Below are 23,177 nucleotides of genomic sequence, written 5' to 3'. Positions count from 1 at the left end.
CGCGAGGGACCGGCTACGCGCCGGACTCCACCGCCGCCACCACGATCCGCCGCACCTGAGCCACGATCTCCCCCCGGTTGCGCACGAACGTGTCGTCCGTCACCGCCCCCGTACCCGGATCGGCGTTCCCGGCCCCGAACCGCAGCACCGGCGTATGCACATGCCCACCCGGCAGCCGGTCACGAAGCCCGAGCCGGTCGCGCAGCAGCGTCGCCCGGTAGGCGATCTCGTTCGACAGGTAGTCACCGCCGCCGCCCTGGCGCGCGGTCGAGCCGGGCGTCGGCCCGTCCGGCCGGTCCACCGGCGCCGTCCCGCCCGCCGGGATCTCGGTCACGGCCGTGTTGTCGTACACGGGGAAGCGGCCGGTGTCGGCGGCCACGATGTCCTTGTACGGCAGCGTGGTCGTCGTCCACTGCGGCTGCGACGCGGGGTCGGCGACCGGCACGGTGCCGGTGCTCGACAGGTTCTCGTTGTCCCCGAAGCCGCCGCGCCAGGCCCCGTTGGTCCGCTCGATGTCGAACTTGCCGATCCGCCCCTGGCTGACCGTCGTGAACAGGTCCACGCGCGGCAGCTGCCGCCGCAGCGCCCGCTCCACCGCGCCGTCCGCGAAGTCCGTCCAGCGCACCGGGAACACGGCCGTCTCGACGCGGACGGGCCCCGCCGCCGTCTTGACCACCGTGCCGTCAAGAGCGAGCGCGGAGGCGCCCGACGGGTTGCTGATGCGGATGTCCCGGTCCAGCGTGAACGGGTCGAAGCCGGTGAGGAGCACCCGCTTCATCCGCTTGCCGTGGCACTTGGGGTACGTGATCGTGTCCTGGCCCCGGGACGTCACCTCAAGGCGGTCGAGGAGCCGCGCCCGCCCCCGCTCGCCCAGCTCGAACGCCGTGGGCGCCCAGCCGCGCAGCGCCTTGGTCAGGCCGAGCCGCGCCCAGTACAGCGGCCGGTCGTCGTCCCGGCTCAGGTCCCCGGCCACGGGCCCGCGCCCCTGCGCCCGCGCCACGGCCCGCTGCCACAGCGCCCGCCCCTCGCGGGCGACGAGGCGCTCGGCCTGCCCGTAGGAGCGGGTCCGGTCCAGGGCGCGGGTGAACGCGGGCGCCACGTCGTCGAATCCGCCGCGCCGCAGGATCTCCCGCGGCACCGCGCGCTCCAGGCGCCGCTCCTCGACGGTGGGCGCGGCGGCGCGCCGGGCGGGGGAGTCGGCCAGGGCGGGCGCCGCCGAGACCCCGAGCAGCAGCGCGGCGCCGAGGGCCCCGAGCCGGGAGGCGGCTATGTGAGACGAAGCCACGAGAGTCCTTCCGTTGCAGGTGAGGTGGCCGAAGTATCGCGGGCGGCACGGGTGGGATTCCAGCCCCTACGGCGAGCCGGTCGCCCCCTAGGAGCAGCCCGCCTCCCCCGCGCGGCGGAGCCGGATCGCCACCGGTGCCGACGCCCCGGCCGGGGCCGCGCACCAGCATGGTCACCATGATGAGAGTCAACGCGCTTCCCACCGTGCCCCGTTGGGCCGCGCTCGCCGCGCACGCCGTGCCCTGGGTCGTCCTGCCGTCGGGCCTGTGGCGCGTCGCCCTCGTGCTGCGCCTGCCCGTCTCCGACTACGCTCCGGGGCCCGGCGAATCGCTGTACGTCCTGCTGCTCAGCGTCGTGTCGGAAGGCCTCGCCCTGCTGACGCTCGGCCTGGTCAGGGGCTGGGGCGAGGTCGTGCCCCGCTGGCTGCCGGTGCTCGGAGGGCGCCGGGTGCGCCCGCTCGCGGCCGTCGCGCCCGCCGCGCTCGGCGCGGTGGCGCTCGCCGTGATCTGGGCGTACGCCTTCCGGAACGTGGGCGCGGACCTGGACTCGGGCACAGGCCCTGGCGGCATGGGCTCGCCCGCCCAGGACGCGGTCCTCGTCCTCGCCTACGCCCCGCTCCTGTTGTGGGCGCCGCTCCTGCTGGCCGTGACGGTCGCCTACCACCGGCGCCGCACGGGGCTCCCGACGCCGCCCTCAGCCGCCGAGCAGCCGCGCGGACTCCCGCAGGGCGGCCAGGAACGGCTCCACACTCGGCGCCGGTGACCGGTCGCGCGCCGTCGCCGCGTACACCGCCCGCGCGGGCGCGCCCTCGTCGCGGACCGGGACCAGGGCGACGTCCCGCCGCACCCCGTGCGCGGCGAGCGCAGGGACGAGGGTCACGCCGAGCCCGGCGGCCACGTACCCCTGCTTGGCCGTCCACTCGCCGACCACGTGCGCGACGCGCGGCCGGAAGCCGTCCCGCGCCGCCGCGTCGAGCAGGGTGCCCGCGGGCTCCGGGCTGCCGGAGATCCAGTCCTCGTCGGCGAGCCGGGCGAGCGGCAGCGACTCCTCGCCCGCCAGCGGATGGGCGGCGGGCAGCGCCACGTACAGCGTCTCGTCGAGCAGATGGCGCAGCTCGAACCCGTCCTCGGGGAGCGGGCCGCCCGTCGTCGACACCACGGCCAGGTCGAGCTCGCCCTCGGCCAGGCGCGCGAGCAGCGGCCGGGTGCGGCCCTCCTCGCGCGTGAGGGTCACCCCGGGGTGGCGGGCGCGGAACGCCGCGATGGCCCGGGGCACGAGCGCCGCGTCCGCCGTGGCGAACGCCCCGAACCTGAGCAGCCCGCGCGAGACGCCGTCCAGCTCCGCGAGCCCCCGGCGCAGCTCGGCGAGGCGGGCGGTGACGGCCTCGGCGTGCGGAAGCAGCTCGCGGCCGTGCGCGGTCAGGCGCACGCCGCGCGGCAGCCGGTCGAAGAGCGGGGCGCCGCCGAGCGCCGCCTCCAGGGAGGCGATCTGGCGGGACACCGCGGACTGCGTCAGGGCCAGGTCCCGCGCGGCCACCGTGAACGAGCCCCGCCGGGCCACCTCCAGGAAGGCGCGCAGCCAGAGCGTGGAGAGATCGGTGGGGCCGCCGCCGTCGACCCACTCATGCGAATTCTGCATGCCCCCCATGCTAGACATTCGCTTGTGGCATGACGATCCCGCGCCTAGCGTCGTCCCCATGGAACAGCACGAGCAGCACGAGCGTCACAAACAGCACGAGCGGAACGAGCAGCACGAGCGGAACGAACAGCGCACCCAGCACCCGCAGTTCCCGTCCCCCGGCGGCCGCCGGGAGCGGGTCGCCTTCCTGGGGCTCGGTCACATGGGCACCCCGATGGCCCGTCAACTCCTCGCCGCCGGACATCCGTTGACCGTCTGGAACCGTACCGCGGCCAAGGCCGACGAGCTCGTCGCGGCGGGCGCGCGCCGCGCGTCGACGCCCGCCGACGCCGTCCGCGACGCCGATGTCGCGATCACGATGCTCGCGGGGCCCGAGGCGGTCCTGCGCGTCGCCGACGCGATCCTGCCCGCGCTGCGGGACGGCGCCCACTGGGTGGAGATGTCGACCGTCGGGCCCGACGTCGTACGGGAGTTGGGGCGGCGGGCGGGCGGCCGCGTCACCCTCGTCGACGCGCCCGTCATGGGCAGCACGGACAAGGCCGCCGCGGGGGAGCTCGGCGTCCTCGCGGGCGGCGACGCCGACGCCGTCGCCCCGGTGCTCGCCCGCCTCGGGACCGTGACCCGCACGGGACCGCTCGGCTCCGGCGCCGCGCTCAAGCTCGTCGTCAACACCGCCGTGCTCGGCGGCGTGGCCCTGGTCGCCGAGGCGCTCGGCCTGGCCGACGCCCTCGGCGTCGACGAGGACGCCGCCCGCACCGCCCTCGCCCGCGGCCCGCTCGGCGGCGCCCTCGCCCGCGCCCTCGCCACGGACGCGCACTTCGGCGCGGCCCTCGCCGCCAAGGACGCGGCGCTGGCCGCGAGCGCCGCCCGGCTGCCCGTCACCGACGCCGTCTCGGCCCACTTCCAGGCCGCCGCGGCCGACCCGGCCACCGCCCACGAGGACATCTCCCGCGCCGTCGGCCGCATCCGCGCGGGCGCCCACACGCCCCGAAACGCCTGACAGGAGCCCCGCCATGACCCCCGCCTTCACCCTCTCCAACCCCGCCGGCGCCCCCCAGCCGCTCGGCCCCTACTCCCAGGTCGCCCGCGTCCACCTCGACGGCGGCGGCGCCCTGTTGTACGTCTCCGGCCAGATCGCCGAGGGCGCCGACATCACCGAGCAGAGCGAGGGCGTCTTCGCGGCCCTCACCGCCCTCCTCGCCGCGCACGGCGCCACCCTCGCCGACATCGTCACCATCCGCACGTTCCTCACGGACATGGACGACCTGCCCGGATACGCCGCCGTCCGCCGCGCCCGCCTCACCGGCACGCCGCCGACCAGCACCACGGTGGCGGTCCCGCGCCTGTTCCGGCCGGAGGCGCTCATCGAGGTCGAGGTGGTCGCGGCCGTGGCATGAGAAGACCCCGAACCGCGCCCCACATCGCGGACACAACCTGTCCGCAAGCCCTCCTACCGTCCTTCCCATGACGAACACGACGAGCACGACGCCCACCCCGCACCCCGTCCGCCAGACCCACCTCGTCTCCGGCGCCACCGGAACCGTCGGCCGCGAGGTCGTCCGTGAGCTCCTGGAGCGCGGCCAGCACGTCCGCGCCCTGACCCGCGACCCGGCCGGGGCGTCCTTCCCCGAGGGCGTCGAGGCCGTGCGCGGCGACCTCACGGACCCGGCGAGCCTGACCAAGGCCCTGCGCGGCGTCACCGGACTGCACCTGATCACCTTCAGCGGCGCCGCCTTCCAGCCCCTGGAGACGGGACCCGAGATCGTCCGCCTGGCCCGCGAGGCCGGGGTGCGGCGGGTCACCGTCCTCAACGGCGGCGGCGACACCCCGCTCCAGGACGCGGTGCGCGCGAGCGGCCTTGACTGGACGGTCCTGATGCCGGTCGAGTTCATGGCCAACGCCCTGGAGTGGGCGGAGCCCGTGCGCACCGAGGACACCGTGCGGGCCCCGTTCGTGGACCGGGTCAGCGCCATGGTCCACGAGGGCGACATCGGCGCGGTCGCCGCGGTGGCCCTCACCGAGGAGGGGCACGCGGGGCAGACGTACCTGCTCACGGGCCCGCAGGCGCTGACGGTGCGGGACAAGGTGGCCGCCGTCGCCGAGGCGAGGGGGCGCGAGATCACGCTCGTGGAGCTGAGCGAGGAGGAGGCCGCGGCCGAGATGCGGGCGCAGGGCCAGGACGAGTTCACGATCGCCTGGCTCCTGGACGTCTACAAGAACACCCCGCCGGAGGGCAGGACGGTCATCGACACGGTGGAGCGCGTCACGGGCCGCCCCGCCCGGCCCTTCGCCGCCTGGGCCGCGGCCCACGCCCCGGCCTTCGGCTGACCTCCCGCTCGCGGGGCCTACCGGCGGCCGGTGACGCCCCGGTAGGCCATGTCCGCGAGCCGCGCCTGGCCGTCCTTGCTCGGGTGGAACCAGTCCCAGTGGCTCAAGTGATCCGTGCGGAACCGGAAGTCGAAGACCGCCCCGTCGTCGTACCGGCAGCGGGCGTCCTTGGCGCAGACGTCCTTGAGCACCTTGTTGTAGGCGACCACGCGCGCCCGCACGGACGCCCGCCGCGCGTTCGCCGCCGCGTCCATCGCGTCCGCGTCCGCCAGCATCGACTTGCAGATGCCGAGCTTCCACACCTGCTTGCCGAGCTGGTTGGTGCGGCCCTCGGACCACAGCCGCTTCAGGTCCGGCACGCTCGCCACGTACACCTGCGCCTTGGGCCGCTGCTTCCGCAGCGTCCGCAGCGCGTCCTCGAAGTCGGCCCGGAAGTCCGCGACCGGCGTCATCTCGGCGACGGAGGAACGGCACGCGTCGTTGGCGCCCGCGAGGACCGTCACCAGGTCGGGCCGCTCGGCCGCGGCCCGCGCCATCTGCCCGGGCAGATCCGCCATGCGGGCCCCGGTCTTGGCGTAGTTCCAGCTGTGCGTGGCGGCGCGCTGCTTGCCGAGCAGCCGCTGGGCGAGGCTGCGCACCTCACCGTCGCTGCCGGTCGCCCAGGACGCCTCCGGGCAGTCGGAGAGGATCGAGCAGGCGTCGAAGCCCCGCGTGATGGAGTCGCCGACCGCGGCCAGCGAGCGGGGGCTCGTGTTCCACACGGGCACCGTCTTGCGGCCCGCCTTGTCCTGCGCGGACGGCCCCTTCTTCGGGGCGCCGGCGTCGCCGCCCGTGGCGTCACACGCGGTGAGCGTGGCGATGCCGGTGAAAGCCGCGGCCGCGATGGCGGCCGCGGCGCGTGCACGGTGCCGTGAATTCCGCATCCTCGTCCCCTCTGTCCCCTGCGTCGCCCAACGTGACGTCGTACAGGCCCTTCAGGTTGCCCGCACCCACATGGTGAGATGTCCCGGCGGCGGCCGACGCACACCCGGCCGGGGGGCTTCGCGCCTCCCAGCGGGTGAAACCTGTGTGTTTCCCGGCCCGCGGACCGACGGTACGTCACACTCCTTGCCTCACCGCACGGTAGCCTCGCCACCCAGTGGCACCCGTTTCTTCTCGGTTCCGCTAAATTACATCACGTCACATCTGTCCCGTTTTCTTGATTTTCCTCGCTTTTGAGGAATACCTGGAATACCGCTCGGCAGGGGCGCGAGGCCGCCGGCGAACGGCGCGCCTCGTCCCACACTGGAGGTCCCGGTGACGACACGTGGAGTTCTGTACGTGCACTCCGCACCGCGCGCGCTGTGCCCGCACGTCGAGTGGGCGGTCGCGGGCGTGCTCGGCGCACGCGTCAGCCTCGACTGGATCAGGCAGCCCGCGGCGCCCGGCACCTGGAGATCGGAGTTCTCCTGGCGGGGCTCGGCCGGCATCGCGTCCAAGCTGGCCTCCGCCCTGCGCGGCTGGCAGCTCCTTCGCTTCGAGGTCACCGCGGAGCCGTCCGCTGCAGCCGAGGGCGAGCGCTACAGCGCCACCCCCGACCTCGGCATCTTCCACGCCGTCACCGGCATCCACGGCGACATCCTGATCCCCGAGGACCGGCTGCGCGCGGCCCTGACCCGCTCCCAGCGCGGCGAGAGCGACCTTCAGGCCGAGGTCGCCGGGCTCCTCGGCAAGCCCTGGGACGACGAGCTCGAACCCTTCCGGTACGCGGGCGAGGGCGCCCCGGTGCGCTGGCTGCACCAGGTCGTCTGACGCCCCGACCGAGCGTACGTACGCGAAAGGGCCCCCACCGCTCGGTGGGGGCCCTTTCGCGTACGTACGCGGTCAATCCATGACGGTCCGTCAGACGGTGTGTCAGACGGTCCGGAAGGCGAGCACCACGTTGTGTCCGCCGAAGCCGAACGAGTCGTTCAGGGCCGCGATCGTGCCCTCGGGCAGCGCGCGGGCCTCGCCGCGGACGATGTCCGCGTCGACCTCGGGGTCGAGGTTGTCGATGTTGATGGTCGGCGGGGCCATGCGGTGCTTGAGCGCGAGGACCGTCGCCACGGTCTCCACGCCGCCCGCGCCACCGAGGAGGTGACCGGTCATCGACTTGGTGGAGGCGATGGCCATGTGGTCGACGTCGTCGCCGAACGCCTGGCGCAGCGCCTTGATCTCACCGATGTCGCCCTGCGGCGTCGAGGTGGCGTGCGCGTTGATGTGCGCGATCTCGGACGGCTTCAGGTCGTTGTTCTCGACCAGGTGGCGCAGCGCCTGCGCGATGCCGTTGCCGGACGGCTCGGGCTGCGTGATGTGGTGCGCGTCGGCCGAGATGCCCTGGCCCACCGCCTCCACGTAGATCTTGGCGCCGCGGGCCCTGGCGTGCTCCTCGGACTCCAGGACGACCACGCCCGCGCCCTCGCCGAGCACGAAGCCGTTGCGGTCGACGTCCCAGGGGCGGGACGCGCCCTGCGGGTCGTCGTTGTTCTTCGACATCGCCATCATGTTGCCGAAGGCGGCGATCGGCAGCGGGTGGACCGCGGCCTCCGTGCCACCCGCGACGACGACGTCGGCGCGGCCGGTGCGGATCATCTCGATCGCGTAGCCGATGGCCTCCGCGCCCGAGGCGCAGGCCGACACCGGGGTGTGCACCCCGGCGCGGGCGCCGAGCGCGATGCCGACGTTCGCCGCGGGCGAGTTCGGCATCAGCATCGGCACCGTGTGCGGGGAGACGCGGCGTACGCCCTTCTCCCGCATGATGTCGTACTGGTCGAGCAGGGTCGTCACGCCGCCGATGCCGGAGGCGACGACCGCGCCGAGCCGGTCGGGGTCGACGGCGGTGTCCTCACCGGCCTTGGCGGTGAAGCCCGCGTCCTTCCAGGCCTCCTGGGCCGCGATCAGCGCGAACTGCGCCGAGCGGTCCAGCTTGCGGGCCTGCGGGCGCGGGATGATCTCGGTCGGCTCGACGGCGATCTGGCCCGCGATGCGGACCGGCAGCTCGGCCGCCCAGTCCTGCTCGAGGGCACCGACCCCGGAGCGCCCGGCGAGCAGGCCCTCCCAGGTCGAGGCTGCGTCGCCACCCAGCGGTGTGGTTGCGCCGATACCGGTGACGACCACGGTGCGATTGGTCGAGTTCACTGGATTTCTCTCTCCACGTTTCGTTCAGGTGCGGATGCGGCGGCGCCACCGCCGGGTGGCGGCTGGCAAGAGCCTGTTGGCCGCCAGGCTCAGGCCTGGTGCTCCAGGATGTACTTCGTGGCGTCGCCGACCGTCTTCAGGTTCTTGACGTCGTCGTCGGGGATCTTGACGTCGAAGCGCTCCTCGGCGGCGACGACAACCTCGACCATGGACAGCGAGTCGACGTCCAGGTCGTCGGTGAAGGACTTGTCCAGCTGGACGTCCTCGACCGGGATGCCGGCGATCTCGTTGACGATCTCCGCGAGACCGTCGACGATCTCCTTCTCAGTGGCGGCCATGTGGCGCTCCTTCTTATCTATCCAGAGGGTGTGACGGCATCCGTACGGATCCGAAGATCCGAACGGGTGCCTAGGGGAGGGTAACGACCGTGGCGGCGTACACGAGACCCGCCCCGAAGCCGATGACGAGAGCGGTGTCCCCGCTCTTGGCCTCGCCGGTCGCCAGGAGCCGCTCCATCGCGAGCGGAATCGAGGCGGCCGAGGTGTTGCCGGTGGTCTCCACGTCACGGGCGACCGTGACGTGTTCCGGCAGCTTCAAAGTCTTCACCATCGAGTCGATGATCCGCATGTTGGCCTGGTGCGGAATGAAGACGTCCAGGTCGTCCGGGCTGACCCCGGCCGCGTCCAGGGCCTCCTTGGCGACCTTCGCCATCTCGAACACGGCCCAGCGGAAGACCGCCTGGCCCTCCTGGGTGATGGCGGGGAACTTGACCTCGCCGTCGGGGCCGACGGGCAGCTTGGTGGAGTCGCCGTCGCGGAACTCGTCCCAGGCCACGGTCTGCTTGATGGTCTCGGACTTATCGCCCTCCGAGCCCCAGACCGTCGGGCCGATCGCGGGCTCCTTGGCGGGGCCGACGACGACCGCGCCCGCGCCGTCACCGAACAGGAAGGCCGTCGCGCGGTCCTCGAGGTCGGTCAGGTCGCTCAGCCGCTCCACGCCGATGACCAGGGCGTACTCCGCCGAGCCATCGATGATCATGCCCTTGGCGAGGGTCAGGCCGTAGCCGAATCCGGCGCAGCCCGCGGAGATGTCGAAGGCGGCGGGCCGACCCGTGCCGAGCTTGTCCGCGATCTCCGTGGCGATGGCGGGGGTCTGCTTGAAGTGCGAGACGGTGGAGACGATCACCGCGCCGATCTGCTCGGGCTGGATGCCCGCGTCGGCGATCGCCTTGCCCGCGGCCTCCACGGACATCGCCGCCACGGTCTCCTCGGGGGAGGCCCAGTGGCGGGTCGCGATGCCGGAGCGGGAGCGAATCCATTCGTCAGAGGAGTCGATCTTCTCCAGGATCACCTCGTTGGGCACCACCCGGACCGGGCGGTAGCCGCCGACTCCCATGATGCGCGCGTACGGGGCGCCCTGACTGGGCTTGATCTTCGCCATGCTCCCGGCTCCTCTCAGGCACCCGCCGCGTCGGCGGCGTGGGCGGCGGTCTCGGCGATGAGCTCACGGGCGGCGTCGAGCTGGTCCGGCGTCTTCAGGGCCAGCGTCCGCACGCCCTTGAGGGCGCGCTTGGCGATGCCGGTCAGCGTGCCGCCGGGGCACACCTCGATCAGCGCCGTGACACCGAGCTCCTGGAAGGTGTCCATGCACCGGTCCCAGCGGACCGGGTTGGCGACCTGGCCGACCAGGCGGGAGACGACCTCGATGCCGCTGGTGACGACCTCGCCGTCCCGGTTCGAGACGTACGTCAGGCGCGGGTCGGCGATCTCGAGGTCCTTGGCGGCCTCCTCGAGCGCGGCGACCGCGGGCGCCATGTGGTGGGTGTGGAACGCCCCCGCGACCTTCAGGGCCACGACCTTGCGGACGCCCTCCGGCTTGTCCTCGGCCAGGGCGGCCAGCTGCTCGTCGGTGCCGGCGGCCACGATCTGGCCCGCGCCGTTCACGTTCGCCGGGGTCAGGCCCAGCTTCTCCAGGTGCGCCACGGTGACCTCGGGGTCGCCGCCGAGCAGCGCGGCCATGCCGGTGCGCGTGATCGCGGCGGCGTCGGCCATGGCCAGGCCCCGCTTGCGGACGAACCCGAGTGCCGCGTCCTCCGACAAAACCCCCGCGTACGCGGCGGCCGTGACCTCACCCACGCTGTGCCCGGCGACGGCGCCCGGCGCGATGTCACCCAGTGCCTGGGCGGACAGCAGCCCGGCGGCCACGAGCAGCGGCTGCGCCACGGCGGTGTCACGGATAGCGTCCGCGTCCGCCTGCGTACCGTAGTGAACGAGGTCGAGCCCGATGGCGTCCGACCACGCGGCGAGGCGGTCGGCGGCACCGGGAAGGTCGAGCCAGGGGGTCAGGAAGCCGGGCGCCTGAGCGCCTTGGCCGGGAGCGACGAGTACGAGCACTCTCACACTCTCTCTTGTGGACAGTACGAACCGCCCGTGGGGACAGGGACGAAGAACCGCTAAGGGAATTGTAGGGGTCCGACAAGGGTTTAACCGGGGAGATCACTGTCCGCGAGGCGTCCCAGGATCAGTGCGATCCGCAGTGTGAAGGCGGAGCGGACGTCCGATGGAGACCATCCGGTGACGTCGGTCACACGTCGAAGCCGGTAACGGACGGTGTTGGGATGCACGAAGAGCATCCGGGCGGCGCCTTCGAGGCTGCTCGCCTGCTCCAGATAGACACTGAGGGTCTCCAGGAGCGCGGAGCCCGCTTCCTCCAGCGGTCTGTAGATCTCCTCCACCAGCTGTTCGCGCGCGGCCGGATCTCCCGCCATGGCGCGCTCGGGCAGCAGGTCGTCCGCGAGGACCGGGCGCGGCGCGTCCTGCCAGGCGGCACAGGCCTTCAGGCCCGCGGCGGCGGCCCCCGCCGAGCGGGTCGCGGCGAGCAGGTCGGGCACGATGGGCCCGGCCACCACAGGGCCCGCCGCGTACGGCCCGATCAGGGCCTTGGCCACGGCCAGGGGGTTGTCGTTGCCGCCCGCGATCACGACCAGACGGGTCCCGAGCACTCCGGTGAGGACCTGGAGCTTGGCGTGCCGGGCGGCCCTGCGGATGGCCTCGACGGTGAGCTCGCTGTCGCCGTCGGGGGCGGTGCCGAGCACCACGCACACATGGTCCGGGGAGTTCCAGCCGAGCGCGGCGGCGCGCGAGACGGCGCCCTCGTCGGCCTCGCCGGAGAGCACCGCGTTCACCACGAGCGACTCCAGGCGCGCGTCCCAGGCACCGCGTGCCTCGGCGGCCTGGGCGTACACCTGAGCGGTGGCGAAGGCGATCTCACGGGCGTAGACGAGCAGCGCCTCGCGCAGCACGCCCTCGTCGCCGGGGGCCGCCACCTCGTCGATGGCGGACTCCATCACCTCGATCGTGGTGCGCACCATCTCCACGGTCTGGCGCAGCGTGATCGCCCTGGTCAGCTCGCGCGGGGCGGTGCCGAAGACGTCCGTCGAGATCGCCTGCGGGGCGTCGGGGTGCCGGAACCACTCGGTGAACGCGGCGATACCGGCCTGCGCCACCAGGCCGATCCACGAGCGGTTCTCCGGTGGCATCGCCCGGTACCAGGACAGCGTCTCGTCCATGCGCGCGATGGCCTGCGCCGCGAGACTGCCGGACGACTTCTCCAGGCGGCGCAGGGTCGCGGCGTGCGCGTGGGCGCGGCCGCCGCGCGCGGAGCCGGCGCCTGCGTCCTGGTGGGCTTCGTTCGCTGAGGGTTCGGGCACGGGGACAAGACTGCCTTATCGGGACGGCGGCATGCCGGGCCGGGTCTACGGTGGGGGCGTGATTGATGTACGGCGCTCCGGCGAGCGGTACCCCGGCGGCGACCCCGGGGCGGGGATCGACTCCTACCACGCGTTCTCCTTCGGGCCCTATTACGAGCCCGACAACCTGCGCTTCGGGGCGATACTCGCCTGCAACGAGGAGCGCCTCGCCCCCGGTTCGGGCTTCGACGAACACCCCCACAGCCACACGGAGATCGTCACGTGGGTGGTCGAGGGCGAGCTCACCCACCGCGACTCCGCCGGGCACGAGTCGGTGATCGGGACCGGCGACGTCCAGCACCTCAGCGCGGGCGCGGGCGTCCGCCACGTGGAGCGCAACGCGGGCCCCGAGCCCCTGGCCTTCCTCCAGATGTGGCTGGCCCCCCGGGAGCCGGGCGGCACCCCGACCTACCAGGTCGTCCACGGAATCGCCGACTCCACCCCGTACGCGATCCCCGCCGCGGGAGCCCTCCTCCACGTACGCCGCCTCTCGCCGGGGGAGAGGACGGCGATCCCAGGGTCCCCCTTCGTGTACGTCCATGTCGTACGAGGAGAAGTGGCCCTGGGAAACGAGGAGTTGGGCCCGGGCGACTCGGCACGCATCACTGACGAGCAGACCTTGGACGCGGTGTCGTACGCGGGCCCGGCGGAGCTGCTCCTCTGGGAGATGACATAACCGCCCTCCGCCCCTGAGGGCGCCTGCCGCCGCTCCTGTGGGCACCGCGGCCGCCGCTCCTGTGGGCGGCTGGTCCGCCCAGGGGGCGGAACGGGCGGGCACAGGGGCGGACCCCGCCGCCGGGCAACATCCCTCCCGCACGGCACCCCCGCGGCCCCTCAGAGCTCGGCCACCACCGCGTCCGTGAACACCGGCCACACCTCAACCGCCCACGGCCCAAACGCCCGATCGGTGAGCGCGACACACGCGGCCCCCGCGTCCGGATCCACCCACAGAAACGTTCCGGCCTGCCCGAAGTGCCCGAAGGTCCGGGGCGAGGACGAGGCCCCGGTCCAGTGCGGAGCCTTCCCGTCCCGGATCTCGAACCCGAGCCCCCAGTCATTGGGATTCTGGTGCCCGTACCCAGGAAGCACCCCCTTGAGCCCGGGATACGTCACGGACATGGCCATGGCCACGGTCCGGGGGTCGAGCAGCCTAGGAGCCTGCACCTCCGCGGCGAACCGCACGAGGTCGTCCACGGTGGACACGCCGTCCTTGGCGGGCGAGCCCGCACCCTCCAGGGAGGTGGACGTCATGCCGAGCGGTGCGAGCACCGCTTGGCGCAGATAGTCCCCGAAGGGGATGTCCGTCGCCTTGGCGATGTGGTCGCCGAGGACCTCGAACCCGGCGTTGGAGTACAGCCGCCGCGTCCCGGGCGCCGCCGCCACCTGGTGCTCGTCGAACGCGAGCCCGCTGGTGTGCGCGAGCAGATGCCGCACGGTCGACCCCTCGGGCCCCGCGGGCTCGTCGAGCTCGATCGCGCCCTCTTCGTACGCGACCAGCGCCGCGTACGCCGCGAGCGGTTTGGTGACCGAGGCGAGTGCGAAGCGGTGCGCGGTGGGTCCCCTGCTTCCGGCCACGGTGCCGTCCGCGCGGACGACGGCGGCGGCAGCGGTCGGGACCGGCCAGTTCTCGATCAACGCCAGGCTCTGCATGGGTACGAGCGTAAGCGCCCGGCGGCCGTGGCCGCGGCCGGGGTCGGCCTCGCGGGCCCGGCGGAATCCGGTTGCCTGGAGTGCGCTCCAAGGACTTAGCGTGGGGCCATGACGGTGACGGAGACAAGGCCGGTGGAAGCCGCGGCGGCCGCGGGCGACTACACGATCAGCGAGGTCGTCGAGGCGACCGGGCTGACCGCGCACACCCTGCGCTGGTACGAGCGGATCGGCCTGATGCCGCACGTCGACCGCTCGCACACGGGCCAGCGCCGCTACCGCGACCGCGATCTGCGCTGGCTCGACTTCGTCGGCAAGCTGCGCCGCACCGGCATGCCGGTGGCGGACATGGTGCGCTACGCGGAGCTGGTGCGCGCGGGCGACCACACCTTCGCCGAGCGGCAGGAGCTCCTGGAGGCGACCCGGCGCGACGTGCGCGCCCGCGTCGCCGAGCTCCAGGACACCCTCGCCGTGCTCGACTACAAGATCGGCTCGTACGCGGTGGCGCGGGCGGAGGCCGCCGTCGGCGCGGACGCGGCCGCCGGGACCCGCACGCCCTAGACCCGCACGTCCTAACCCGCACAGCTCCGCGCCCTGACCGCTCACAGCTCCGCGAGCAGCTCCGTCTTCTTCGCCGTGAACTCGTCGTCCGTGAGCAGGCCCGCCTGGTGCAGCTCGCCCAGGTGCCGGATGCGCTCGGCGATGTCGGCGGGGTCGCGCCGCACGGCGGGCGCCGCCGCCGTCGTCGTCGGCCCGGACGGGGCGGGGCCCGAGGTCCTGACGGCGGCGAGCACCGCCGCCGCGAACGGCAGTGACTCGTGCACAGGGCCGTAGCCGAGCCCGAAGACGACGGCCGCGGGGTCCTGGTCGGCCTGCGCGGGCTGCGGCACCGACGTCTCGCGGCGCAGCAGGCGCAGGTGCCCCTCGAAGACCTCCGGCGAGCGCCACTCGACCCCGATCAGGTCGGTGACCAGGAAGCTCTGGTCACCGGCCTTCCACTTGGCCGAGGACGCGCCGGTCCAGAACCAGCGGAAGGCCACCGCCTTGCCGTCGAAGGACGCCTTCCCGTCGTACGCCTTGAACTGCAGCGGCGCCTCCGGCGGGGCCACCAGGTAGCGGTCCGCGGGCCCCGGTTCTTCGGCGGGCAGCAGCGCGCGCAGCTCGTCCGCGTAGTACTCGGCGAGCGTCTCCCGCTCCGCGGGCAGCACCAGGCGGTACGGGTCGCTCCCGTCCTTGAGCTGTCCCGCCGCGGCCTCCATCAGTGGATCGGCCCCCGGTCTCGGGACCATGTGCAGCACCGTGGTGCCGCGCTTGCCCGGTGTGAGTGTGACCCCCGCGATCGCCTCATGGGGGACGCGGCGTTCGCTGAGAGCCTGGAACAGCTTCGGCGTACGGATCCCCCGTTCGAAGCGGATGAGCACGGAGTCGGACTCGAACTCCCAGGCGGCGTGAAAACCGGCCAGTACATCACCCATGCGGCTCATCGTATGCGGCACGCGCTCCTCCGTCTCTCCTGCTGCGGGCCGCTGTTTCGCCGATTTCTACGCGCGTCAGGCCGCCGTCGTACCGGAAATCCCGTCGCGGCAGGAGGCGTCGCCCTCGGCGCAGCGCACGGCGTCGTACGCGCCGACGCCGATTTCGGCGAAGTTGCGCAGGCTGTCCGTGCCCGGCTCGAAATAGCCGGTGTGGCCCCGGGCCCGGTCGGCGGAGACCACGCGGGCGCCGAAGCCCGCCGACACCGGGTCGGCGCCGTGGCCGATCCCGCCGAGTTCCATGTGCGGCACATCCTGGATCCAGTCGTCGCTGTCCCGCGCGGCCCACACGCGTGCGCGGGTGCCGAGGCCGGACACGTTGTCGGCGCGCATCCCGGGGCTGCCCGAGACCGCGATGTCCGTGACCCGCGGGGGCAGGCGCCGGGCCGCGACGCCGCACACCACCGAGCCGTAGCTGTGGCAGTACAGGGCCACGCCCGCCCGCCCCGGCAGGGCGCGGACCAGGGAGTCGAGGCGGACCGCGCCGTCGTCGGCCCGCATGGCCGTGACGGCGTCCACGCCGAGGCCGACGGGCGCGGTGTAGTCGGCCCAGGCGATCACGGCGGTCCGGGTGCGGGGGTCCGCCGCGCGCTCCGCGCCGTACAGGGCCCTGCCCATGCCCACGGGGGCCGCGTACTTGCGCTGGGTGCGCTCGAACGTGAGGACGTTCGTGTCGACTCCGGGGACGACGACCGAGACGCGGCTCGCCCGGTCGAGGTCTCCGTAGACCTCGGCCATGCGGCCCGAGCCCATCGGGTCGAAGGCCAGGACCTGGCGCCCGGGGCTCATCATGACGCCGAAGCGCTTCATCCTGCGCTCCGCCGCCTGCTTGCCCACGGGGGAGAGGCGGTCGTCGTGCATGCGCCGCCGCTCGATCGCGCGGGCCTGCTTGAGGGCGACGCGGTTGGCCTGGTAGCGCAGCCGCACCGGGGCGCCGTTCATGTTGCCGACCGCGAGCGGGTAGCGGGCGGCGAGCCGGGCGCGCTGCTGGCTGGTGAGCGAGGCGAAGAACCGCGCGAGCCGGTCCGCGGGGGCGTACGGGTCGGGCAGGCGCCTGCCGTCGAAGTGGCCCCGCTCCCAGGCGGCGAGCGAAGCTTCGAGCGGCGATGCGGCGCCTCTGTTCTGGCGCACCGCGGTCCAGCCGGTGGTCGCCAGCATGACGAACACGACCGTGAGCGCGAGCAGTGCGCGCCAGACGCCGAGTTGAGGGGAGGAGTCGAAGGAAGTCACTGCGGGACACCCTAGGAGAAGCGCGAAGCCCACCGTGCACGGGGTGAGGCAGATCACGTTTCCTGATGGGTATTTGCGGCAAAGCGGGCACATGTGGTGCGTTGTCGTCACGCTGCGTAGAGGGGCGCGTGGGTGGCGCGCATGGGGCGCGAGGGGGAGTGGAGGGGGGTGGGGAGGGGCGGGGAGGGGTGAGCGGGGGGCGGTCCCGGCGGGCGAGGGGGTGGGGGTCGTCACTCTGGGTGCGTACTCGTTACTCAATGTGGGGGCTTGTGTGGGGTGTTGAGGGCGTGCCTGCCGGGGCTGAGGGGAGGGGGAGGTGCGGCGCCCGCTGACGGGGTCCGTCGCGTCCGCCGCGCGGGGCCTGTCGCGTCCGCGGCTCGGAGCCCGTCGCGTCCGCCGCCCGGCGCGGCGAACGGCGCCTCGCCCGCTGGGCGTTCGCGGGCGGGCATGTCCAGGGCCCCTGTCAGGGATACCGCGCCCGGCGTCAGGGGCATCCCCTGGGGGTACGGGCGCGGGCCCTCCGGGTGTGCTCCGGGGGTTTTCGCCTATCCGGGTGAGCCGCGCCGGAACCCCTTTTCGCCTGCGGTGTTCACCGCCGAGAGTGGCGACAAGTGATCGAAACGACACGGGGGTTGATGCACATGCGTACGACCATGCCCGCCGCCGCCCTGATGGCGCTCACCGCGGCCGCGCTCGCCGCGACGGTCCTCACGACCACGCACGCGGGCGCCACCACAGCCTCCGCACGGGCCGGTGCAGCGCCTCCGGGCAGGCTCGGCGCGTGCGGACCCGGTGAGCTCTGCCTGTGGGAGAAGGCGGGCTTCAAGGGCGAACGGCACGTGTACGAACTGGACGGGGTCGACATCGAGAGCTGCGTCGCGCTGCCGGAGGGGAGCAGCGCGCAGGCCCTCGCCAACCGCACCGGCCGCCCCGTCACCGTCCACCAGTCCCGGGAGTGCGCCGAGACCGCGGAGTTCCACACCTATCCGGGCGGCGGCACCTGGGCCCCCGAATCGCCCTACAAGATCAGAGCGTTCAAGATCTGGGAGCGCTGAGGGCGGGGGCCGGCCCGCTGGCGCCGGCCCCGGCTCAGGGCCCGCACGGCCGCGGCAGCGGTTCCGCGCCGGTGGCGGGCTCGCCGCCGGACGCCTGTCGCGGCACCGTCAGGACCGGCGCCTCCGGGGCGGTGCCGCCCGCCGCCCCGGAGGGCCCGCTCGGGCCGGACAGCGCGCTCACCTGCGCGCGCAGGGCCATCACCTCCGCCGTCAGCGCCTCGATCGCCGCGGTCTGGCGCCGCTCCTCCACGTCGTCCTTCTCGAAGCGGGCGATGAACCAGGCCGCGATATTGGCGGTGACCACACCGAGGAGCGCGATGCCCGACAGCATCAGACCGACGGCCAGGACCCGGCCGAGCCCGGTCGTCGGCGCGTGGTCGCCGTAGCCCACGGTCGTCATCGTGGTGAAGGACCACCACACGGCGTCCCCCAGGGTCTTGATGTTGCCCTCCGGCGACTCCCGTTCCACCGAGAGCACGGCCAGCGAGCCGAACATCAGCAACCCCACCACCGAGCCCACGACATACGTCGTCAGCCGTATCTGCGACGCCATCCGCGCCCGCCGCCCGACGAGGAGCAGCGTCGCCACCAGGCGCAGCAGCCGCAGCGGCTGCACCATCGGCAGGACGACGGCGCACAGGTCGAGCCAGTGCGTGCGCACGAACCGCGCGCGCCGCTCGGCGAGGCCGAGCCGCACCAGGTAGTCGGCGGCGAACGCGCCCCAGACGAACCACTCCACCCCGGTGCACGCGCGCGTCACCGACGCGCTCGCCTCGGGCCGGACTATCGGCACGGCGTAGGCGACGGCGAAGGCCACGGCCAGGACGAGCAGGGGCCGCTGCGTCCGGCGCTCCCAGCGGGCCTGCGCAGCCGACTCCGCCCCGGCTTCCACTCCAGCCTCCACTCCAGCCTCTGCCCCAGCCCTCGCCCCGGCTTCCGCCTCGGTCGCCTCCACGGGCCGCCCCGCCCCCATCGCCCGCCCTATCCGCCCCATCCGCCCCGCCCGCTTCGCCGCCGCGGCCCCCACCGCCTTTTCCGTCATGACCGCATCGTAGGAAAGGCCGAAGGGCGGCGGCCCCTTTGGCCACCGCCCTTCGCACTGATGAGGTGTTATGCGTCAGCTGTCACGCGTCGCCGCCCGCCGCGCCGGGGTCGGCCGCCGCGACGTCCAGGAGCTGGTAGCGGTCGATCGCCTGCTTCAGGGCGGACCGGTCGACCTTGCCCTCGCGGGCCAGCTCCGTGAGCACCGCGACCACGATCGACTGCGTGTCGATGTGGAAGAAGCGGCGCGCCGCGCCCCGGGTGTCGGCGAAGCCGAAGCCGTCCGCGCCCAGGGACTGATAGGTGCCCGGCACCCAGCGGGAGATCTGGTCCGGCACGCTGCGCATCCAGTCGGAGACCGCCACGAACGGGCCCTCGGCCGCAGACAGCTTGCGCGTCACGTACGGCACGCGCTGCTCCTCCTCCGGGTGCAGCAGATTGTGCCGCTCCACCTCGACGGCCTCGCGGCGCAGCTCGTTCCAGGAGGTCGCCGACCAGACGTCCGCCCGTACGTTCCACTCGTCGGCCAGGACGCGCTGCGCCTCCAGGGCCCACGGCACCGCGACGCCCGAGGCGAGGATCTGCGCGGGGATCGCGCCCCGCTCGCCGGCCCGGAAGCGGTGGATGCCCTTGAGGATGCCCTCGACGTCCACGTCGGCGGGCTCGGCCGGGTGCTGGATCGGCTCGTTGTAGACGGTGAGGTAGTAGAAGACGTCCTCGCCGGGCTTGCCGTCGGCGCTCTCGCCGTACATCCGGCGCAGGCCGTCCTTGACGATGTGCGCGATCTCGAAGCCGAACGCCGGGTCGTAGGCGACGCAGCCCGGGTTGGTCGAGGCGAGCAGCTGCGAGTGGCCGTCCGCGTGCTGGAGCCCCTCGCCGGTCAGCGTCGTGCGCCCGGCGGTCGCGCCGAGCACGAAGCCGCGTGACAGCTGGTCGGCCATCTGCCAGAACTGGTCGCCGGTCCGCTGGAAGCCGAACATCGAGTAGAAGACGTACACCGGGATCAGCGGCTCGCCGTGGGTGGCGTAGGCCGAGCCCGCGGCGATCAGCGAGGCCGTGCAGCCCGCCTCGGAGATGCCGTCGTGCAGCATCTGGCCCGTCGGCGACTCCTTGTACGCGAGCAGCAGGTCCCGGTCCACGGCCTCGTACTGCTGGCCGAGCGGGTTGTAGATCTTCGCGCTCGGGAAGAACGAGTCCATCCCGAAGGTGCGGTACTCATCGGGCGCGATCAGCACGAAGCGCTTGCCGATCTCCTTGTCCCGCATCAGGTCCTTGAGCAGCCGTACGAACGCCATGGTGGTGGCGATGGACTGCTGGCCGGAGCCCTTCCGCACGGACGCGTACGCCTTGTCGTCCGGCAGCTGGAGCGGCTTGGCGCGCACGACCCGGGTCGGCACGTATCCGCCGAGGCCCTTGCGGCGGTCGTGCATGTACTGGATCTCTTCGGAGTCGCGGCCCGGGTGGTAGTACGGCGGCGCGCCGTCCTCCAGCTGCCGGTCGGTGATCGGCAGGTGCAGCCGGTCCCGGAAGCGCTTGAGGTCGTCGACCGTCAGCTTCTTCATCTGGTGCGTCGCGTTGCGGCCCTCGAAGTTCGGGCCGAGGGTCCAGCCCTTGATCGTCTTGGCGAGGATCACCGTCGGCTGGCCCTTGTGCGCCTTGGCCGCCGAGAACGCCGAGAAGATCTTCCGGTGGTCGTGACCGCCGCGCCCCAGGTGCAGGATCTGGTCGTCGGTCATGTTCTCGACCATGGCGCGAAGGCGCTGGTCCTCACCGAAGAAGTGGTCGCGGATGTACGCGCCGGTCTCCGTGGCGTACGTCTGGAACTGGCCGTCGGGCGTCGTGTTCATCTTGTTGACGAGCACGCCGTCGCGGTCCTGGGCGAGCAGCGGGTCCCAGCTGCGGTCCCACACCAGCTTGACGACGTTCCAGCCCGCGCCCCGGAAGATCGACTCCAGCTCCTGGATGATCTTGCCGTTGCCGCGCACCGGGCCGTCCAGGCGCTGGAGGTTGCAGTTCACGACGAAGGTGAGGTTGTCGAGCCCCTCGCGCGCGGCCAGGGACAGCTGGCCGAGCGACTCCGGCTCGTCCATCTCGCCGTCGCCGAGGAACGCCCATACGTGCGACGCGGTCGTGTCGGCGATGCCGCGCGCCTCCATATAACGATTCATACGGGCCTGGAAGATCGCGCCGAGCGGCCCGAGACCCATCGAAACCGTGGGGAACTCCCAGAAGTCCGGCATGAGCCGCGGATGCGGATATGACGACAGGCCGTAGGGCTCCTTGGACTTCTCCTGCCGGAAGGCGTCGAGCTGCCGCTCGGAGAGCCGGTCGAGGAGGAAGGCGCGGGCGTAGATGCCGGGGGACGCGTGCCCCTGGAAGAAGATCTGGTCGCCGCCGTCGCCCTCGTCCTTGCCGCGGAAGAAGTGGTTGAAGCCCACGTCGTACAGCGAGGCGGAGGAGGCGAAGGTGGCGATGTGGCCGCCCACGCCGATGCCCGGGCGCTGGGCGCGGGAGACCATCACGGCCGCGTTCCAGCGGGTCGCGTTCAGGATCTTGCGCTCGATCTCCTCGTTGCCGGGGAAGAACGGCTCGTCCTTGGTGGCGATCGTGTTGACGTAGTCCGTGCTGCGCATCTCCGGCACGGCGACGCGCTTCTCCCGCGCGCGTTCGATCAGGCGGAGCATCAGGTAGCGGGCCCGTTCCCGGCCGCGCTCGTCGACGGCGGCGTCGAGGGAGTCGAGCCATTCCTGGGTCTCTTCGGGATCGAAGTCCGGGACCTGGCTGGGGAGACCGCCAATGATGATCGGGTTGCGATCGGATCCGGAAGCCACGCTGTTCCTTCGCTGTTGTCGCGGTTCTCGCGCGGTGCGCGCGAACGGATTCGTGCTCTGCCTTGGCTTAAGGTGCCTGTGACTGTGGACTGCGCTGTGCGTGTGCCGTATGGACGTGCGCTGTACCGGTACGTATGACGTTCACCATCGTGTACCCAGGTGGTGGATACGTCATCTCTACCCTGAGGTAACCGTAACGACGGCTGCCAGCCCTGGGGTAGGCTCGGTCAAATCGCAACGATACGCCCATCCCGCCTAGTGAAGGCGCGGGCTGTCCAGGCCCGACGGGTGTGGCGGGAGTTGCGGTGACACGGCCGGGAACGTCACCGTTTCGGCGGTCTCGACGGCCGGGTACTTGCGCGATCCGTCCCGCCCGTGTGGACTACGGCCAATGCCCCGCGCACGCGCGTGGCTGAAGGCATTCCCAAAAACATGATCAGGAGGCAATCCGTGAGCGCGACCGCGGACCACGCGGAGACGAACCTTGCCGTAAGGCTGGGTTTCCAGCCCGACATGGTGGTCCAGGAGATCGGCTACGACGACGACGTCGACCAGGAGCTCCGCGAGGCCATCGAGCAGGCTACCGGCACGGAGCTCGTCGACGAGGAATACGACGACGTGGCTGATGCCGTGGTGCTCTGGTTCCGTGAGGACGACGGGGACCTGACTGATGCGCTGGTGGATGCCATCGCGTACATGGAGGAGGGCGGCTCGATCCTGCTCCTGACACCGAAGACGGGCCGCGACGGATATGTCGAGCCCAGCGAGATCGGTGAGGCGTCCACCACCGCGGGTCTGTCTCAGACCAAGAGCATCAACGCGGGCAAGGACTGGAACGGCAGCCGGCTCAGCACGCCCAAGGGTGCCGCCAAGAAGAGGTAGCCGGCCGTAGGCCCTGAGCAGGCACCCGTGAGGCCCCCCGACGTCCCGTCGGGGGGCCTCACGCGCTCCGGACGCGGAAGACTCAGCCCGTCCGGCGTTTGAGGACGAGGCCGCAGGCCGATCAAGGGGGGCGCCAGGGGGCAGAGCGCGGGGGAGCCCCCGGAAGCGGGCCGGCAGGCCCCCCGTAGGCTGAGGGCACCCCAATGGGCTAAGCGAAGGGAAGTGGGTCCTCGTGGCGATCGAGGTCGGCGTCAAGGCTCCGGAGTTCGAGCTCAAGGACAATCACGGGCGGACCGTGCGGCTCGCGGACTTCCGGGGGCACAAGAACGTCGTGCTGCTCTTCTACCCGTTCGCGTTCACCGGCGTCTGCACCGGCGAGCTGTGCGCCCTGCGCGACGAGCTGCCGAAGTTCGTCAACGACGACACCCAGCTGCTCGCCGTCTCCAATGACTCCATCCACACCCTGCGCGTCTTCGCCGAGCAGGAGGGCCTCGAATACCCGCTGGTCTCCGACTTCTGGCCGCACGGCGAGGTCTCGCGGGCCTATGGCGTCTTCGACGAGGACAAGGGCTGCGCGGTGCGCGGCACCTTCATCATCGACAAGGAGGGCGTCGTGCGCTGGACCGTCGTGAACGGCCTGCCCGACGCCCGGGACCTGAACGAGTACGTCAAGGCCCTCGGCGATCTGTAGCCCCCCGGCCACCCGGGGCCGGGCGTCCGTGACGACACCCCGGGATTCTTCAGGTGCGGAGCCTGTGGCGGCCGGGAACCGGTCACTAGGATCCACACGTTGATCCGATGGCAA

The 23,177-nt window shown here is 72.6% G+C and carries 23 protein-coding genes; 10 read left to right on the top strand and 13 right to left on the bottom strand.

Translation table 11 applies throughout. The annotated features are described in order from the left end of the window. Nucleotides 1-13: 13 nt before the first annotated feature. The gene (locus tag AC07A4_RS31105; RefSeq protein WP_478604969.1) at nucleotides 14-1,285 is read right to left on the bottom strand and encodes a pyroglutamyl-peptidase I; all 1,272 of its coding nucleotides are present in this window, start codon (nucleotides 1,283-1,285) and stop codon (nucleotides 14-16) included. Nucleotides 1,286-1,461: 176 nt separating this feature from the next. On the opposite strand from AC07A4_RS31105, the gene AC07A4_RS31100 reads away from it, so the two are divergent. Continuing rightward, nucleotides 1,462-2,046, top strand: coding sequence for a hypothetical protein (locus AC07A4_RS31100; RefSeq protein ID WP_478604968.1), 585 nt, complete (start codon nucleotides 1,462-1,464; stop codon nucleotides 2,044-2,046). Here the strand turns inward: AC07A4_RS31100 and AC07A4_RS31095 are convergent. Continuing rightward, complete coding sequence (locus AC07A4_RS31095; RefSeq protein WP_478604966.1) at nucleotides 1,978-2,931, bottom strand: LysR family transcriptional regulator; 954 nt, start codon at nucleotides 2,929-2,931, stop codon at nucleotides 1,978-1,980. The two genes, AC07A4_RS31100 and AC07A4_RS31095, sit on opposite strands and share 69 nt — an antisense overlap. Nucleotides 2,932-2,980: 49 nt before the next feature. On the opposite strand from AC07A4_RS31095, the gene AC07A4_RS31090 reads away from it, so the two are divergent. The 3 genes from AC07A4_RS31090 to AC07A4_RS31080 all read left to right on the top strand — a co-directional run bounded on the left by AC07A4_RS31090 (nucleotide 2,981) and on the right by AC07A4_RS31080 (nucleotide 5,250). Beyond that, nucleotides 2,981-3,922 (top strand): NAD(P)-dependent oxidoreductase, encoded by a 942-nt coding sequence (locus AC07A4_RS31090; protein ID WP_478604964.1) that lies wholly within the window; start codon nucleotides 2,981-2,983, stop codon nucleotides 3,920-3,922. Between the two features lie 13 nt (nucleotides 3,923-3,935). Next, complete coding sequence (locus AC07A4_RS31085; RefSeq protein ID WP_478604962.1) at nucleotides 3,936-4,319, top strand: RidA family protein; 384 nt, start codon at nucleotides 3,936-3,938, stop codon at nucleotides 4,317-4,319. A 67-nt stretch (nucleotides 4,320-4,386) separates the two neighbouring features. Further along, complete coding sequence (locus tag AC07A4_RS31080) at nucleotides 4,387-5,250, top strand: NmrA family NAD(P)-binding protein (RefSeq protein WP_478604960.1); 864 nt, start codon at nucleotides 4,387-4,389, stop codon at nucleotides 5,248-5,250. A gap of 17 nt (nucleotides 5,251-5,267) precedes the next feature. Here AC07A4_RS31080 and AC07A4_RS31075 read toward each other — a convergent pair whose 3' ends face one another. Next, nucleotides 5,268-6,173 (bottom strand): SGNH/GDSL hydrolase family protein, encoded by a 906-nt coding sequence (locus tag AC07A4_RS31075; protein WP_478604958.1) that lies wholly within the window; start codon nucleotides 6,171-6,173, stop codon nucleotides 5,268-5,270. A 373-nt stretch (nucleotides 6,174-6,546) separates the two neighbouring features. Here AC07A4_RS31075 and AC07A4_RS31070 point away from each other — a divergent pair, with 373 nt between their 5' ends. Next, nucleotides 6,547-7,041: a DUF3145 domain-containing protein gene (locus AC07A4_RS31070; protein ID WP_478604956.1), complete on the top strand. Its 495-nt coding sequence runs from the start codon at nucleotides 6,547-6,549 to the stop codon at nucleotides 7,039-7,041. A gap of 102 nt (nucleotides 7,042-7,143) precedes the next feature. Here AC07A4_RS31070 and fabF read toward each other — a convergent pair whose 3' ends face one another. From fabF to AC07A4_RS31045, 5 genes are all read right to left on the bottom strand, one after another. Next, a complete protein-coding gene (gene fabF, locus AC07A4_RS31065) occupies nucleotides 7,144-8,406 on the bottom strand; it encodes a beta-ketoacyl-ACP synthase II (RefSeq protein ID WP_478604954.1) in 1,263 nt (420 codons plus the stop codon). 89 nt (nucleotides 8,407-8,495) lie between these two features. Beyond that, a complete protein-coding gene (locus AC07A4_RS31060; RefSeq protein WP_030358543.1) occupies nucleotides 8,496-8,744 on the bottom strand; it encodes an acyl carrier protein in 249 nt (82 codons plus the stop codon). A gap of 70 nt (nucleotides 8,745-8,814) precedes the next feature. Beyond that, nucleotides 8,815-9,846, bottom strand: a complete 1,032-nt coding sequence (locus tag AC07A4_RS31055) for a beta-ketoacyl-ACP synthase 3 (RefSeq protein WP_478604952.1) — start codon at nucleotides 9,844-9,846, stop codon at nucleotides 8,815-8,817. A 14-nt stretch (nucleotides 9,847-9,860) separates the two neighbouring features. Beyond that, complete coding sequence (locus AC07A4_RS31050) at nucleotides 9,861-10,799, bottom strand: ACP S-malonyltransferase (protein WP_478604950.1); 939 nt, start codon at nucleotides 10,797-10,799, stop codon at nucleotides 9,861-9,863. Between the two features lie 89 nt (nucleotides 10,800-10,888). Next, entirely contained in the window at nucleotides 10,889-12,115 is a 1,227-nt protein-coding gene (locus AC07A4_RS31045) for a PucR family transcriptional regulator (RefSeq protein WP_478604947.1), read from the bottom strand. A gap of 58 nt (nucleotides 12,116-12,173) precedes the next feature. On the opposite strand from AC07A4_RS31045, the gene AC07A4_RS31040 reads away from it, so the two are divergent. Then, a complete protein-coding gene (locus AC07A4_RS31040; RefSeq protein WP_478604945.1) occupies nucleotides 12,174-12,830 on the top strand; it encodes a pirin family protein in 657 nt (218 codons plus the stop codon). A gap of 158 nt (nucleotides 12,831-12,988) precedes the next feature. Here AC07A4_RS31040 and AC07A4_RS31035 read toward each other — a convergent pair whose 3' ends face one another. After that, on the bottom strand, nucleotides 12,989-13,804 hold the full coding sequence (locus tag AC07A4_RS31035) for a serine hydrolase domain-containing protein (RefSeq protein WP_478604943.1): 816 nt from the start codon (nucleotides 13,802-13,804) through the stop codon (nucleotides 12,989-12,991). A 108-nt stretch (nucleotides 13,805-13,912) separates the two neighbouring features. Between AC07A4_RS31035 and AC07A4_RS31030 the strand changes: the two genes are divergently transcribed. After that, entirely contained in the window at nucleotides 13,913-14,362 is a 450-nt protein-coding gene (locus AC07A4_RS31030) for a MerR family transcriptional regulator (protein ID WP_478604940.1), read from the top strand. A gap of 41 nt (nucleotides 14,363-14,403) precedes the next feature. Here AC07A4_RS31030 and AC07A4_RS31025 read toward each other — a convergent pair whose 3' ends face one another. Then, on the bottom strand, nucleotides 14,404-15,285 hold the full coding sequence (locus tag AC07A4_RS31025; RefSeq protein WP_478605058.1) for a DUF4429 domain-containing protein: 882 nt from the start codon (nucleotides 15,283-15,285) through the stop codon (nucleotides 14,404-14,406). 66 nt (nucleotides 15,286-15,351) lie between these two features. Further along, entirely contained in the window at nucleotides 15,352-16,563 is a 1,212-nt protein-coding gene (locus tag AC07A4_RS31020; protein WP_478604938.1) for an alpha/beta hydrolase, read from the bottom strand. 641 nt (nucleotides 16,564-17,204) lie between these two features. Between AC07A4_RS31020 and AC07A4_RS31015 the strand changes: the two genes are divergently transcribed. Further along, entirely contained in the window at nucleotides 17,205-17,618 is a 414-nt protein-coding gene (locus tag AC07A4_RS31015; protein WP_478604935.1) for a peptidase inhibitor family I36 protein, read from the top strand. 34 nt (nucleotides 17,619-17,652) lie between these two features. Here AC07A4_RS31015 and AC07A4_RS31010 read toward each other — a convergent pair whose 3' ends face one another. Both AC07A4_RS31010 and aceE read right to left on the bottom strand, forming a co-directional pair. Further along, on the bottom strand, nucleotides 17,653-18,660 hold the full coding sequence (locus AC07A4_RS31010; protein WP_478604932.1) for a potassium channel family protein: 1,008 nt from the start codon (nucleotides 18,658-18,660) through the stop codon (nucleotides 17,653-17,655). 82 nt (nucleotides 18,661-18,742) lie between these two features. Continuing rightward, nucleotides 18,743-21,490: a pyruvate dehydrogenase (acetyl-transferring), homodimeric type gene (gene aceE / locus AC07A4_RS31005; RefSeq protein ID WP_478604929.1), complete on the bottom strand. Its 2,748-nt coding sequence runs from the start codon at nucleotides 21,488-21,490 to the stop codon at nucleotides 18,743-18,745. Nucleotides 21,491-21,940: 450 nt separating this feature from the next. On the opposite strand from aceE, the gene AC07A4_RS31000 reads away from it, so the two are divergent. Beyond that, nucleotides 21,941-22,372 carry a DUF3052 domain-containing protein gene (locus AC07A4_RS31000; RefSeq protein ID WP_058845858.1) on the top strand — a complete coding sequence of 144 codons (432 nt, stop codon included), beginning with the start codon at nucleotides 21,941-21,943 and terminating at the stop codon, nucleotides 22,370-22,372. Between the two features lie 232 nt (nucleotides 22,373-22,604). Then, complete coding sequence (locus tag AC07A4_RS30995; protein ID WP_478604927.1) at nucleotides 22,605-23,063, top strand: peroxiredoxin; 459 nt, start codon at nucleotides 22,605-22,607, stop codon at nucleotides 23,061-23,063. Nucleotides 23,064-23,177 lie beyond the last annotated feature (114 nt).

It is taken from the genome of Streptomyces sp. NPDC043996, from assembly GCF_056435225.1.
This window is presented reverse-complemented; position numbering and strand designations above follow the sequence as displayed.